Source organism: Streptomyces sp. NPDC028991 (assembly GCF_055564775.1).
The window spans coordinates 134732-148167 of record NZ_JBVHVP010000010.1; the positions used below are offsets into that span (position 1 = coordinate 134732).

The 13436-nt window shown below is 71.1% G+C and carries 11 protein-coding genes; 6 read left to right on the plus strand and 5 right to left on the minus strand.

Annotated elements, in window-relative coordinates; all coding sequences use genetic code 11:
- Positions 1–84 precede the first annotated feature (84 nt).
- From ACZ4V1_RS21170 to ACZ4V1_RS21185, 4 genes are all read left to right on the plus strand, one after another.
- Positions 85–825 (plus strand): response regulator transcription factor, encoded by a 741-nt coding sequence (locus ACZ4V1_RS21170; protein WP_055417893.1) that lies wholly within the window; start codon positions 85–87, stop codon positions 823–825.
- Complete coding sequence (locus ACZ4V1_RS21175; RefSeq protein ID WP_468338293.1) at positions 822–1946, plus strand: sensor histidine kinase; 1125 nt, start codon at positions 822–824, stop codon at positions 1944–1946. The genes ACZ4V1_RS21170 and ACZ4V1_RS21175 overlap by 4 nt, the downstream gene beginning before the upstream one ends.
- A gap of 292 nt (positions 1947–2238) precedes the next feature.
- A complete protein-coding gene (locus ACZ4V1_RS21180) occupies positions 2239–6069 on the plus strand; it encodes a multifunctional oxoglutarate decarboxylase/oxoglutarate dehydrogenase thiamine pyrophosphate-binding subunit/dihydrolipoyllysine-residue succinyltransferase subunit (RefSeq protein ID WP_468338296.1) in 3831 nt (1276 codons plus the stop codon).
- A gap of 164 nt (positions 6070–6233) precedes the next feature.
- The gene (locus ACZ4V1_RS21185) at positions 6234–6416 is read left to right on the plus strand and encodes a DUF6104 family protein (protein ID WP_005312030.1); all 183 of its coding nucleotides are present in this window, start codon (positions 6234–6236) and stop codon (positions 6414–6416) included.
- A gap of 48 nt (positions 6417–6464) precedes the next feature.
- Here ACZ4V1_RS21185 and ACZ4V1_RS21190 read toward each other — a convergent pair whose 3' ends face one another.
- Entirely contained in the window at positions 6465–7274 is an 810-nt protein-coding gene (locus ACZ4V1_RS21190) for a hypothetical protein (RefSeq protein WP_468338299.1), read from the minus strand.
- Between the two features lie 135 nt (positions 7275–7409).
- Here ACZ4V1_RS21190 and ACZ4V1_RS21195 point away from each other — a divergent pair, with 135 nt between their 5' ends.
- Both ACZ4V1_RS21195 and ACZ4V1_RS21200 read left to right on the plus strand, forming a co-directional pair.
- Positions 7410–8360: a DUF4097 family beta strand repeat-containing protein gene (locus tag ACZ4V1_RS21195; protein WP_468338539.1), complete on the plus strand. Its 951-nt coding sequence runs from the start codon at positions 7410–7412 to the stop codon at positions 8358–8360.
- 1 nt (position 8361) lies between these two features.
- Positions 8362–9429, plus strand: a complete 1068-nt coding sequence (locus ACZ4V1_RS21200) for a PadR family transcriptional regulator (RefSeq protein ID WP_468338302.1) — start codon at positions 8362–8364, stop codon at positions 9427–9429.
- 59 nt (positions 9430–9488) lie between these two features.
- Here ACZ4V1_RS21200 and ACZ4V1_RS21205 read toward each other — a convergent pair whose 3' ends face one another.
- From ACZ4V1_RS21205 to ACZ4V1_RS21220, 4 genes are all read right to left on the minus strand, one after another.
- The gene (locus tag ACZ4V1_RS21205) at positions 9489–10052 is read right to left on the minus strand and encodes a Clp protease N-terminal domain-containing protein (RefSeq protein ID WP_468338305.1); all 564 of its coding nucleotides are present in this window, start codon (positions 10050–10052) and stop codon (positions 9489–9491) included.
- A complete protein-coding gene (locus ACZ4V1_RS21210) occupies positions 10052–10261 on the minus strand; it encodes a helix-turn-helix domain-containing protein (RefSeq protein ID WP_055417899.1) in 210 nt (69 codons plus the stop codon). Before ACZ4V1_RS21210 ends, ACZ4V1_RS21205 begins: the two co-directional genes overlap by 1 nt.
- A gap of 152 nt (positions 10262–10413) precedes the next feature.
- Positions 10414–11379 (minus strand): zinc-binding dehydrogenase, encoded by a 966-nt coding sequence (locus ACZ4V1_RS21215; RefSeq protein ID WP_468338309.1) that lies wholly within the window; start codon positions 11377–11379, stop codon positions 10414–10416.
- A 208-nt stretch (positions 11380–11587) separates the two neighbouring features.
- On the minus strand, positions 11588–12817 hold the full coding sequence (locus ACZ4V1_RS21220; protein ID WP_468338312.1) for an NAD(P)-dependent malic enzyme: 1230 nt from the start codon (positions 12815–12817) through the stop codon (positions 11588–11590).
- Positions 12818–13436 lie beyond the last annotated feature (619 nt).

The window sequence follows — 13436 nt, forward strand, 5'->3', positions numbered from 1 at the left end:
TGCTCTGACGCGGATCATTCAAGCGTCAAGCGCAGCCATGGGATCACCCCACGGATTCCGGAAAGCACACCTCAGGGGCGGGCGATGGAGCAGACACAGACCTCCCACAACGGCACGGCGACGGCTACTCCGGGCGCACAGCGACGGGTGCTGGTGGTCGAGGACGACCAGACGATCGTGGACGCCATCGCGACCCGCCTGCGCGCCGAGGGGTTCCTGGTGCAAACGGCGGGCGACGGTCCGTCCGCGGTCGACACGGCCGAGGCATGGCAGCCCGACCTGCTGATCCTCGACATCATGCTGCCCGGCTTCGACGGTCTGGAGGTCTGCCGGCGCGTGCAGGCCCAGCGACCGGTGCCGGTGCTCATGCTCACCGCGCGCGACGACGAGACGGACATGCTGGTCGGACTCGGCGTGGGCGCCGACGACTACATGACCAAGCCGTTCTCGATGCGCGAGCTGGCCGCGCGCGTGCATGTGCTGCTGCGCCGGGTGGAGCGGGCCGTCGTGGCCGCCTCCACGCCGCGCAGCGGCATCCTGCGCCTCGGTGAACTGGAGATCGACCACGCGCAGCGCCGGGTGCGGGTGCGCAGCGATGACGTGCACCTCACCCCCACCGAGTTCGACCTGCTGGTCTGCCTGGCGAACACCCCGCGCGCGGTGCTCTCCCGTGAGCAGCTGCTGGCCGAGGTGTGGGACTGGGCGGACGCCTCCGGCACCCGGACCGTCGACAGCCACATCAAGGCGCTGCGGCGGAAGATCGGCGCCGAGCGCATCCGCACGGTGCACGGCGTGGGCTACGCGCTGGAGACACCGACGCCATGAGCCGAGGGCGGCAGGCCGCGCGCAGGAGCCCCGCCCCCCGGAGCACCGGGGTTCCCTGGGGCGGTGTACGCCCGTTCTCGATCAAGACCAAGCTGGGCGCGCTGGTCGTCACGTCGGTGCTGATCACCACCGGCCTGTCGGTGATAGCGGTGCACACCAAGACGGAGCTGCGCTTCATCACGGTCTTCTCGATGATCGCCACGCTGCTGATCACGCAGTTCGTCGCGCACGGGCTGACCGCGCCGCTGGACGAGATGAACGCCGTGGCCCGGTCCATCTCGCACGGCGACTACACGCGCCGGGTACGCGAGAACCGCCGCGACGAGCTGGGCGACCTGGCCGTCACCATCAACCGCATGGCCGACGACCTGGAGGCCCAGGACCTCCAGCGCAAGGAGCTGGTGGCGAACGTCTCGCACGAGCTGCGCACCCCCATCGCGGGCCTGCGCGCGGTGCTGGAGAACATCGTCGACGGGGTCACCGAGGCCGATCCGGAGACCATGCGCACGGCGCTCGGGCAGACGGAACGGCTCGGCCGGCTGGTGGAGACGCTGCTGGACCTGTCCCGCCTGGACAACGGCGTCATACCGCTGCGCAAGCGGCGCTTCGAGGTGTGGCCGTACCTCTCCGGCGTGCTGAAGGAGGCCAACATGGTGGCGTCGGCACGCGCGGGCATCGCCTCCGGCTCCGGCAACCACACCCGCACCGACGTGCATCTGGCCCTCGACGTCTTCCCGCCGGAGCTGACCGCGCACGCCGACCCCGAGCGCATCCACCAGGTCGTCGCCAACCTCATCGACAACGCGGTCAAGCACAGCCCGCCGCACGGCCGCGTGACGGTCAGGGCGCGGCGCGGGGAGCTGCCGGAGTCGCTGGAGCTGGAGGTTCTCGACGAGGGACCCGGCATTCCGCGCTCGGAGTGGCGCCGGGTGTTCGAGCGCTTCAACCGGGGTTCGGTGTCCCGGCCGCACGGTCCGGGCAGCGACGGCGGCACCGGACTCGGCCTGGCGATCGCGCGCTGGGCGGTGGATCTGCACGGCGGCCGGATCGGTGTGGCCGAATCCGAGCGGGGCTGCCGGATCCTCATCACTCTTCCGGGCCTGCCGTCGGCGTCGAGTTGACGTAGGGTTCGAAGCGGAGCGTCAAGATCCACTGACGTCCGCCCTGGCGGACACGTGTGATCAGGCGCAGACCAGGGTCAGACCCGCGTTTTCTCGGCGCCGGGTCCCGGTCTCCCGATCCCACACGCAGCAGAACCTCGCTTGTTTCCCGCCATTTCCAGCACCGAAACGCGGTCTGCGATGTGACTTACGCGACGATGAACGGGCCCGGTCTGACCTTCCGGGCCCGGGAGGCGTAGCCTTGATTCCCGCTGTCCACCATCTTGTGAAGCGGAAGAGGGCGGTTCTCGCCGTGTCGCCACAGTCCCCCAGTAACTCGAGCATCTCGACCGACACCGACCAAGCGGCCAACGCGGGCAAGAACCCCGCGGCCGCCTTCGGTGCCAACGAGTGGCTCGTCGACGAGATCTATCAGCAGTACCTCCAGGATCCGAATTCCGTGGACCGAGCCTGGTGGGACTTCTTCGCCGACTACAAGCCGGGGGCGGCCGCGGCCCAGTCCGCCTCCGGCAGCACGAACGCGGATTCCGGCAGCGCGCCCCAGGCCGCCCCCGCGCCGCAGGCGCAGGCTCCCGCCCCGGCCCGGCCCCAGGCCGCCGCCCCCCAGCAGGCCGCCGCGCCCGCACAGCAGGCCGCGCAGCCCGCCGCCGCACCGGCGGCTCCGGCCACGCGGCCCGCCCCGGCCAAGCCCGCCGCCAAGCCGCAGGCGAAGGCCGCCGCGCCGGCCAAGGACGCCACCGCCACCGAGGCCCCCGAGGGGCCCGAGCTGGTGACCCTGCGCGGCCCCGCCGCCGCGGTCGCGAAGAACATGAACGCCTCGCTCGAGCTGCCCACGGCCACGTCCGTGCGCGCGGTCCCGGTGAAGCTGCTGTTCGACAACCGCATCGTCATCAACAACCACCTCAAGCGCGCCCGGGGCGGGAAGATCTCCTTCACGCACCTGATCGGCTACGCGATGGTGCAGGCCATCAAGGCCATGCCGTCGATGAACTACGCGTTCGGCGAGAAGGACGGCAAGCCGACGCTCATCAAGCCGGCGCACGTCAACCTCGGCCTCGCCATCGACCTGGTCAAGCCCAACGGCGACCGCCAGCTCGTCGTCGCGGCGATCAAGAAGGCCGAGACGCTGAACTTCTTCGAGTTCTGGCAGGCCTACGAGGACATCGTCCGCCGCGCCCGCGACGGCAAGCTGACGATGGACGACTTCTCCGGCGTCACGGTCTCCCTGACCAACCCCGGCGGTCTCGGCACCGTCCACTCGGTGCCGCGCCTGATGCCCGGCCAGGCCGTCATCATGGGCGTCGGCTCCATGGACTACCCCGCGGAGTTCCAGGGCACCAGCCAGGACACCCTGAACAAGCTCGGCATCTCGAAGGTCATGACGCTCACGTCGACCTACGACCACCGGGTCATCCAGGGCGCCGCCTCCGGCGAGTTCCTGCGCCAGGTCGCCAACCTGCTCCTCGGCGAGAACGGCTTCTACGACGAGATCTTCGAGGCGCTGCGCATCCCCTACGAGCCGGTCCGCTGGCTCAAGGACATCGACGCCTCGCACGACGACGACGTCACCAAGGCCGCCCGCGTCTTCGAGCTGATCCACTCCTACCGGGTCCGCGGCCACGTCATGGCCGACACCGACCCGCTGGAGTACCAGCAGCGCAAGCACCCCGACCTGGACATCACCGAGCACGGGCTCACCCTGTGGGACCTGGAGCGCGAGTTCGCGGTCGGCGGCTTCGCCGGCAAGTCCCTGATGAAGCTGCGCGACATCCTCGGCGTGCTGCGCGACTCGTACTGCCGCACCACCGGCGTCGAGTTCATGCACATCCAGGACCCGAAGCAGCGCAAGTGGATCCAGGACCGCATCGAGCGCTCGCACACCAAGCCGGAGCGCGAGGAGCAGCTGCGCATCCTGCGCCGGCTGAACGCCGCCGAGGCGTTCGAGACGTTCCTCCAGACCAAGTACGTCGGCCAGAAGCGGTTCTCCCTGGAGGGCGGCGAGTCCGTCATCCCGCTGCTGGACGCGGTCATCGACTCGGCGGCCGAGTCCCGCCTGGACGAGGTCGTCGTCGGCATGGCCCACCGCGGCCGGCTGAACGTGCTGGCCAACGTCGTCGGCAAGTCGTACGCGCAGATCTTCCGCGAGTTCGAGGGCAACCTCGACCCGAAGTCGATGCACGGCTCCGGTGACGTGAAGTACCACCTGGGCGCCGAGGGCACCTTCACCGGCCTGGACGGCGAGCAGATCAAGGTCTCGCTGGTGGCCAACCCATCGCACCTGGAGGCGGTCGACCCGATCGTCGAGGGCGTCGCCCGCGCCAAGCAGGACATCATCAACAAGGGCGGCACGGACTTCACCGTCCTGCCGGTGGCGATCCACGGCGACGCGGCCTTCGCGGGCCAGGGCGTGGTGGCCGAGACCCTGAACATGTCGCAGCTGCGCGGCTACCGCACCGGCGGCACGGTCCACGTCGTCATCAACAACCAGGTCGGCTTCACCGCCGCCCCGGAGTCGTCGCGCTCCTCGATGTACGCCACCGACGTGGCCCGCATGATCGAGGCCCCGATCTTCCACGTGAACGGCGACGACCCGGAGGCCTGCGTCCGCGTGGCGCGCCTGGCCTTCGAGTTCCGCCAGGCGTTCAACAAGGACGTGGTGATCGACCTCATCTGCTACCGCCGCCGCGGTCACAACGAGACCGACAACCCGGCCTTCACCCAGCCGCTGATGTACGACCTGATCGACAAGAAGCGCTCGGTGCGCAAGCTGTACACCGAGTCCCTCATCGGTCGCGGCGACATCACCCTGGAGGAGGCCGAGCAGGCGCTCCAGGACTACCAGGGCCAGCTGGAGAAGGTCTTCACCGAGGTCCGCGAGGCCGCCTCCCAGCCGGCCGCCGCCGAGCCCTCGGACCCGCAGGCCGAGTTCCCGGTCGCCGTGAACACCGCGGTCACCGCCGAGACCGTCAAGCGGATCGCCGAGTCCCAGGTCAACATCCCCGACCACGTCACCGTGCACCCGCGGCTGCTGCCGCAGCTGCAGCGCCGGGCGGCGATGGTCGAGGACGGCACGATCGACTGGGGCATGGGCGAGACCCTCGCCGTCGGCTCGCTGCTGCTGGAGGGCGTCCCGGTCCGGCTGTCCGGCCAGGACTCGCAGCGCGGCACCTTCGGCCAGCGCCACGCGGTGCTCATCAACCGCGAGACCGGCGACGAGTTCACGCCGCTGCTGTACCTGTCCGAGGACCAGGCCAGGTACAACGTCTACAACTCCCTGCTCTCCGAGTACGCGGTGATGGGCTTCGAGTACGGCTACTCGCTGGCCCGCCCCGACGCGCTGGTGATGTGGGAGGCGCAGTTCGGCGACTTCGTCAACGGCGCGCAGACGGTCGTGGACGAGTTCATCTCGTCGGCCGAGCAGAAGTGGAACCAGACCTCCGGCGTCACCCTCCTGCTGCCGCACGGCTACGAGGGCCAGGGCCCGGACCACTCCTCGGCCCGCCCGGAGCGCTTCCTCCAGCTCTGCGCGCAGAACAACATGACGGTCGCGATGCCGACCCTGCCGTCGAACTACTTCCACCTCCTGCGGTGGCAGGTGCACAACCCGCACCACAAGCCGCTGGTCGTCTTCACCCCGAAGTCGATGCTGCGCCTCAAGGCCGCGGCCTCGAAGGCGGAGGAGTTCACGACGGGCCAGTTCCGCCCGGTCATCGGCGACGACTCGGTCGACGCGGCCGCGGTCAAGAAGGTCGTCTTCTGCGCGGGCAAGGTCTACTACGACCTCGACGCCGAGCGGAAGAAGCGCGGCGTGACGGACACGGCCATCATCCGCATCGAGCGCCTGTACCCGCTGCCGGGTGCCGAGCTCCAGGCGGAGATCGCCAAGTATCCGAACGCCGAGAAGTACCTGTGGACGCAGGAGGAGCCGGCGAACCAGGGTGCCTGGCCGTTCATCGCGCTCAACCTGATCGACCACCTGGACCTGGCGGTCGGTGCCGACGTCCCGCACGGCGAGCGCCTGCGCCGCATCTCGCGCCCGCACGGCTCGTCCCCGGCCGTCGGTTCCGCCAAGCGGCACCAGGCCGAGCAGGAGCAGCTGGTGCGCGAGGTCTTCGAGGCCTGAGAGTCTCCGAGCCGGCCTGACGTGACCTGATGGCCACGCCGGAGGGCCCGGTCCGTGTTCACTGGAACACGGACCGGGCCCTCCGGCGTGTCGCGCACGTCCTATCCTGGGACCAGCGGTTCCACGGAGCCGGCCTTGTCCGACCCCTTCCGACGGAGAGCACGTTGTACTTCACCGACCGCGGCATCGAGGAACTGGAGAAGCGGCGCGGCGAGGAGGAGGTCACCTTCGAGTGGCTCGCCGAGCAGCTGCGGACCTTCGTCGACCTGAACCCGGACTTCGAGGTGCCGGTGGAGCGGCTGGCGACGTGGCTGGCGCGGCTGGACGACGAGGACGACGAGGAGTAGCCGCACCGAGAGGGCACCGGCAGGCATGCCACCGCGTTCCCGGGGCCGTCACGGACGCCGTGACAGCCCGTACGCCACCCCCAGCGCGCCGTGTGCGATGAGCAGCGCACCCGCCGTGGTCCAGCCTCCGGCGCGGCGTCGCAGGCCCCAGACGGTGAGCGGCAGGCCGGCCGCCACCTGGGCCACGGCCAGGGCACGGGCTCCGGGACCGCCCACCCAGGGCATCCAGGGAGCGAGGCGGCTCTCGTCGGCGGTGGGGCGGCGCCCGGCCGCCTCGGTCCGCCGGGCACCGGGCAGGGCGCGGACGGCGTCGCCGAGGCGGTCGGCGGGCTCGCCGGGGTCGAGACCCGCGGGGAGCGCGACTCCCGCGCGCGTGAGGACCGCGAGCAGTCCGCGCAGCCTGGTACGGGCGTCCGCCTCGGGATCCGGCTTCGTCAGCCCGTCCAGCGACTGGACGTCCAGTACGGGATCGAGGCCGAGGCGGGCGGCGAAGGTACGCATCGCCTCGTCCTCGCCGGCCGGAGTGCCGCCCGCGAGCCACACGTAGCCGACCGGGCGGCGGAATCCCGACGCGAGGGTGTAGCCGGCCCGGTCGGCGTCCCACCACAGGGCGAGTACGGGCCACGGGGCGCCGACCGCGAGGGCCGCGGCCCAGCCGGTGAGCACCCGGTCGACCGGTTCGTCGCCGTGCCGCCAGGGCCGGCCCTCGGGTACGAGCACGCTCCATTCCTCGCCGGCCCTGGCCAGCGGCATGCGTTCGCCCAGCAGCGGGGCGACGGCGGCGACGGAGTCCGGCTCGGCGCGGCACAGCAACAGGGCACCGGGAGCGGGATCGGGCACGGACTCTTCCGTCGGCATGCTCACAAACTAGGTCAATTCAACATTCCCGGCCGACCGCAGTCACCGGAACGGGTGCCTTGACTTTCCTCGAGCGCGATATATCGTGATTGAGGAGGACGCGATATGGCGCGTTCGGTCGAGGAGGTCTGCACCATGTCCGAGTGGTCCGTCGCGGAGCCCGGAAAGCTCACCTTCGACGAGCACGTGAGCGAGCTCCAGGTACGCATCGTCAACGGAACAGTCAACGTCGTGGGCACGGACGAGGGTTCCGCCCGCCTGGAAGTCTCCGAGATCGAGGGACCGCCACTGATCGTGACCCACCGGGACGGAGTACTCACGGTGGCCTACGAGGACCTGCCCTGGAAGGGCTTCCTCAAGTGGCTCGACCGCAAGGGGTGGCGCCGCAGCGCGGTGGTCTCCCTGGCCGTGCCGACCGGCACCCGCGTGGAGGTGGGCGCGGTCAGCGCCGCGGCCGTGGTCTCCGGGCTCGACGGGCGCGCGGAGGTGAAGGGCGTCTCCGGCGACACCACGCTGGTGAGCCTCACGGGCCCGGTCCGCGCCGACACCGTCTCCGGGAATGTGGAGGCGCAGGCCCTCACCGGAGACCTTCGCTTCAACTCCGTCTCCGGCGACCTGACGGTCGTCGAGGCGGGCTCCTCCGTCCGGGCCGACTCGGTGAGCGGTTCGATGATCGTCGACCTCGACACCGCCGGCGGGCCCACCGACATCAGCCTGACCAGCGTCTCGGGCGAGATCGCCATCCGGCTGCCGCAGCCCGCCGACGCGGAGGTGGAGGCGAACACCGCCAGCGGCTCCGTCTCCAGCGCCTTCGAGGACCTCCGGGTGGGCGGCCAGTGGGGCGCCAAGCGGATCACCGGCCGGCTCGGCGCGGGCAACGGCCGCCTGAAGGCCACGACGGTCTCCGGCTCGATCGCCCTGCTGCGCCGTCCGGCGGCGGAGGACACACCGTGGGAGCGGGAACCGCGGAGCACCGGCCCGGCAGGCGACGCCCAGGACGATTCGGGGGACAATTCCGCTTCCGGCCGGGACCACAGCGCCACCGGCACCCCGGCCGACAGCACGACCGACAAGAAGGTGCTCTGACATGTCCCCCGTCTTCGCGCACGGCCGCCTGAGGCTCTACCTCCTCAAGCTCCTGGACGAGGCCCCGCGCCACGGCTACGAGGTGATCCGGCTCCTCGAAGAGCGCTTCCAGGGTCTGTACGCGCCGTCGGCGGGCACGGTGTATCCGCGCCTGGCCAAGCTGGAGGCCGAGGGCCTGGTCACCCACACCACCGAGGGCGGCCGCAAGGTGTACGCCATCACCGAGGCCGGCCGCGCCGAGCTGTCCGACCGCAGTGGTGAACTGGCCGACCTGGAACTGGAGATCCGGGAGTCGGTCGCCGAGCTCGCCGCCGAGATCCGGGCCGATGTGCGCGGCGCCGCGGGCGATCTGCGCCGGGAGATGCGGGCGGCGGCCGGCGCGGCCCGCCGGGGCACCGGCTCGGGTGCGCACGACGAGGGGGACGGCTCCGCGGCCGGCGCCGCGGACACCGACGAAAAGGAGGCCTGGCGCGCCGCGAAGGAGGAGATGCGACGCGTCAAGCAGGAGTGGAAGGAGCAGGCCCGCCGCGCCAAGGACGAGAGCCGCCGCGCCCGTGACGAGGCCCAGCGGGCCCGGCGCCAGGCCAAGGAGGCCCAGGAGCGGGCCCGGGTGCAGGCGCAGGAAGAGGTGCAGCGCATCGCCCAGCGGGTCCAGGAACAGGTGCAGGACCATTTCTCGCGGGGCGACTGGCCGACGGGGCTGCGCGAGGGCCTGAGCGAACTGGCCAAGGAGGTCGGCGACTTCGGGAAGGACTTCGGGAAGGAGTTCGGCAAGGACTGGGGCTTCGGCCGCACCGACGCCGGCCCGACCGCCCCCCGGCCCGAGTACTCCGCCACCCCTGAGGACTTCCCGGCCGGTTACGCGCCCGCCTGGGCCCAGGAGGACGCGGCGGAGACCACCGGCGATCCCGCCCGGGACCTGGACCGGCTGCTCGACCGCTTCCGGGACGACATCCGTGACGCGGCCCGGGACCACGGCGTCACGGCCGACCAGCTCCGCGACGCCCGCGGCCAGTTGTCGACGGCCGCTGCGCACATCGGGGCGATACTGCGAGCACCCAAGGCCTGAACCCGGCGGTCTGCCGCCGGCGCACCGCCGGACGCATCTCGCCGGGGGCGCCGCGCAGGTCAGGCGCAGGCCTCGTCGGTGCCACCACCCAGCACCCTCGTCAGCGACTCGTGGGTCACCCCGTGGTCGGCGAGCACCTCGGCGGGCACACCGGGGCGGACGGTCAGGGCGAGGAGGATGTGCTCGTCCCCGATCTGCCGGTCGCGCCGGGCGACGGCGACCCGCAGGGCCTTCTCCAGCACCTCCTTGGCGCCCCGGCTGAAGCCGCGGTGCCCGGTCCACCAGCGCTTGGCCTTCCGGTCGCCGGACATCGCGCCGACGCCATGGGTCTCCTCCACCCGGGCGACGATCTCGGAGACGTCGATTCCCAGCCCGGCGAGGGCGTCGGTCTCGGCCTGCGACAGACCCGCACGGCGGCGCGCCTGCGCCAGGGCCTGCCGTACCTCGCCCTTGCGTTCGCCGGCCCCGAGCGCCGACAGCGCGAAGGCGGCACGGCTCGCCTCACGATCCAGCACGGCGAGCAGCAGGTGCTCGGCATCGACGGTCCGCGCCTGCGCCGCCTCCGCGTACTCGACCGCCCCCTGCACCACGGCCCGGGCGTCCTTCGTGAACCGCTCGAACATCAATGCCTCCCGTACTTCTTGTGCACGGCCTGCCTGCTGACTCCGAGTTCGGTGGCGATCTCCTGCCACGACCACCCCTGATTGCGCGCGCTGCGCACCTGCACCGCCTCCAGCTGCTCCAGCAGCCTCCGCAGTGCGGCGACGGCTCGCAGCCCGACGCGAGGGTCGCGATCGCCCGCACGCGCGGCGAGATCCGTTGCTTCACTCATGCCGTCAACATAGGTTGACGGCTCCGTGAATGTCAACACCAGTTGACACGCGGGTCCGTCGTACGGGGAACGCGAACGGCGGGCCCGGACAACCGGACCCGCCGTGGACGCTCTGCCGCCGCAGACGCGCTGCGACGCTTCGGACAACCGCGTCAGGAGCCGCTGAGCACGATCTTGCCGAACTGCCCCCCGGAAGCCATCCGCTCGAACCCCTCACGGGCCCGGTCCATCGGAAGCACCTCGTCGATGACGGGACGCACGCCGGTCGCGGCGCAGAAGGACAGCAGATCCTCCAGCTCGTCCTTGGTGCCCATCGTGGAGCCGACGATCTTGAGCTCCAGGAAGAAGACCCGGGTCAGCTCGGCGTGGGAGGGCCGGTCACCGCTGGTGGCACCGGAGATGACGAGCGTGCCGCCCGGCCGCAGTGACTTCACCGAGTGGGACCAGGTGGCGGCGCCCACGGTCTCGATGACGGCATCGACCCGCTGCGGCAGCCGCGCGCCCGGCTCGACGGCCTCCACGGCGCCCAGCTCCAGGGCCCGCTTGCGCTTGGCCTCGTCCCGGCTGGTGGCGAAGACGCGCAGCCCGGCCGCCTTGCCGAGCACGATCGCGGCCGTGGCGACCCCGCCGCCGGCGCCCTGCACCAGCACCGAGTCACCGGGACGCACCCCGGCGTTGGTGAACAGCATCCGGTACGCCGTCAGCCAGGCGGTCGGCAGACAGGCCGCCTCCTCGAAGGAGAGCTCCTTCGGCTTGGGCAGGAGGTTCCAGGTCGGAACGGCGACCTGCTCGGCGAACGTCCCCGGGTAGCGCTCGGTGAGGATGGAGCGGGGTTCCTCGGGACCGACCCCGTGCCCGGTCTGGCCGATCACGGAGTGCAGGACGACCTCGTTGCCGTCCTCGTCGACACCGGCGGCGTCACAGCCGAGGATCATCGGCAGCCGGTCCTCCGGGAGGCCGACGCCGCGCAGGGACCACAGGTCGTGGTGGTTGAGGGAGGCGGCCCTGACATCGACGACACTCCAGCCGGGGCGGGTCCGGGGAGCGGGACGCTCTCCCAACTCCAGGCCGGTCAGCGGCTGGTCGCGGTCGATTCGGGCGGCGTACACAGCGAACATGACCTTGACGATAGGTTCCCCACCCGCCATCCGAAACCGTACGCCCCTGTGACACACGCCCTCTTGTCACCGGGGCCGACCGCTCCCGGCGCGGCTGCGGGCGATCCCCCCGCCGGGCCGCACGCCCACGTCACGTCCGGAGGCCACGAACGGTGAACAGCCCCGTCCACCGAGGACGAGGCCGTTCACCACACGCGGAACCACACCGTCACCGGCGCGCGACGCCCTCCGCCCGAGCCGCCGCCGCCACCGCGGCCGTAACGGCCGGCGCGACGCGCTCGTCGAACGGGGACGGGATGACGTAGTCGGCGGCGAGGTCGTCGCCCACCACGGAGGCCAGCGCCTCGGCCGCCGCGAGCTTCATGCCCTCGGTGATCCGGGACGCGCGCACCTGCAGCGCGCCCGCGAAGATGCCCGGGAACGCCAGCACGTTGTTGATCTGGTTCGGGAAGTCCGAGCGCCCCGTCGCGACGACCGCCGCGTACTTGTGGGCGACCTCCGGGTGCACCTCGGGGTTCGGGTTGGCCATCGCGAAGACGAAAGCGCCCTCGGCCATCGAGGCGACCGCCGGCTCCGGCACCGTACCTCCGGAGACGCCGATGAAGACGTCGGCGCCGGACAGAGCCGCCTCCAGCGAGCCGGACAGCCCCGCCTTGTTCGTGAAGGAGGCCACTTCCCGCTTGACCGGGGTCAGGTCGTCCCGGTCGGCCGAGACGACGCCCTTGCGGTCGGCCACCGCGACGTCCCCGATGCCGGCCTCCACCAGCATCTTGGCGATGGCGACACCCGCCGCGCCCGCGCCCGAGATCACCGCCCGCAGTTCACCCAGCGTCCGCCCGCTCAGCCGCGCGGCGTTCCGCAGGGCCGCAAGCGTCACGACCGCCGTACCGTGCTGGTCGTCGTGGAAGACCGGGATGTCCAGGCGCTCCTGGAGCTTGCGCTCGATCTCGAAGCACCGCGGCGCCGAGATGTCCTCCAGGTTCACGCCGCCGAAGGACGGCGCGAGCCGCACCACCGTCTCGACGATCTCGTCGGCGTCCGTGCAGCTCAGCGCGATCGGGACCGCGTCCACGCCACCGAACTGCTTGAACAGGATGGCCTTCCCTTCCATCACCGGAAGGGAGGCCTCGGGCCCGATGTCCCCGAGTCCCAGAACGGCCGTACCGTCCGTCACGACCGCCACGACCGACGACTTCCAGGTGTAGTCGTGGACGAGGTCGGGCTGCTCGGCGATCGCGCTGCACACTTGCGCGACGCCGGGCGTGTACGCCAGGGACAGGTCGTCCTTGTCACGGACCGGCACGGTGGCCTGCACGGCCATCTTGCCGCCGCGGTGCAGCGCGAACACGGGGTCGAAGGAGTCGAGGGGCTCGGCGCCCGCCTCCTGCTCCGCACTGGCGTCGCTGTCGCTGCGAGGATTGACGATCTCCGCTGCCACTTTGTCTTACCCCTTAAGAGTTCATGGTTTGAGGGTTTGTCCACTCCTGGTGAGGAATGGGCGGGCACCGCGCAGGAAGATGGCTGTCTGGGCCACATGGGCCCCCGCGCGACGGGCGCGCCGCACACGCGCCCTGAGCCCCTGATGAGGGGTGTAAAGAACCTTCTTACCCGACGGACACCCCCCGCGACGAGTCCGATAAGCGCAAGCTCACATGTCGGACCACGGACGCCGGATGCCGGTGACATGGCTCATACCCAGGGATTCGGACAACTTCTCGTCGGGCCTTGACAGGCCCGGAGATCAGCCCCTCAGTGGCCGCGCGCACCGGTGAACCACGCCTTCATTCCGGGAAATGCCGAAGATCTTCCGGCCGGAAGGGCCGATTCCCGTAAAGGTTCGGTCGGGATGTACCGACCTGGTGCGGTTCGGGGGGTCACCCGTTATCCGATTTTGACATGACGTCCCCCCTGAATGGCCGAGTCCGAATGGCAAGATGCCGTAATCACACGAGGTCGCGACACTCGAAGGCGTGTGCTCTCGTCGACCCACAACGCCTGCCGGCCCCCCGGCCGGCGCCCCGCCCCATCGGCAACTCCACCATCCGCCGGAGGACCCA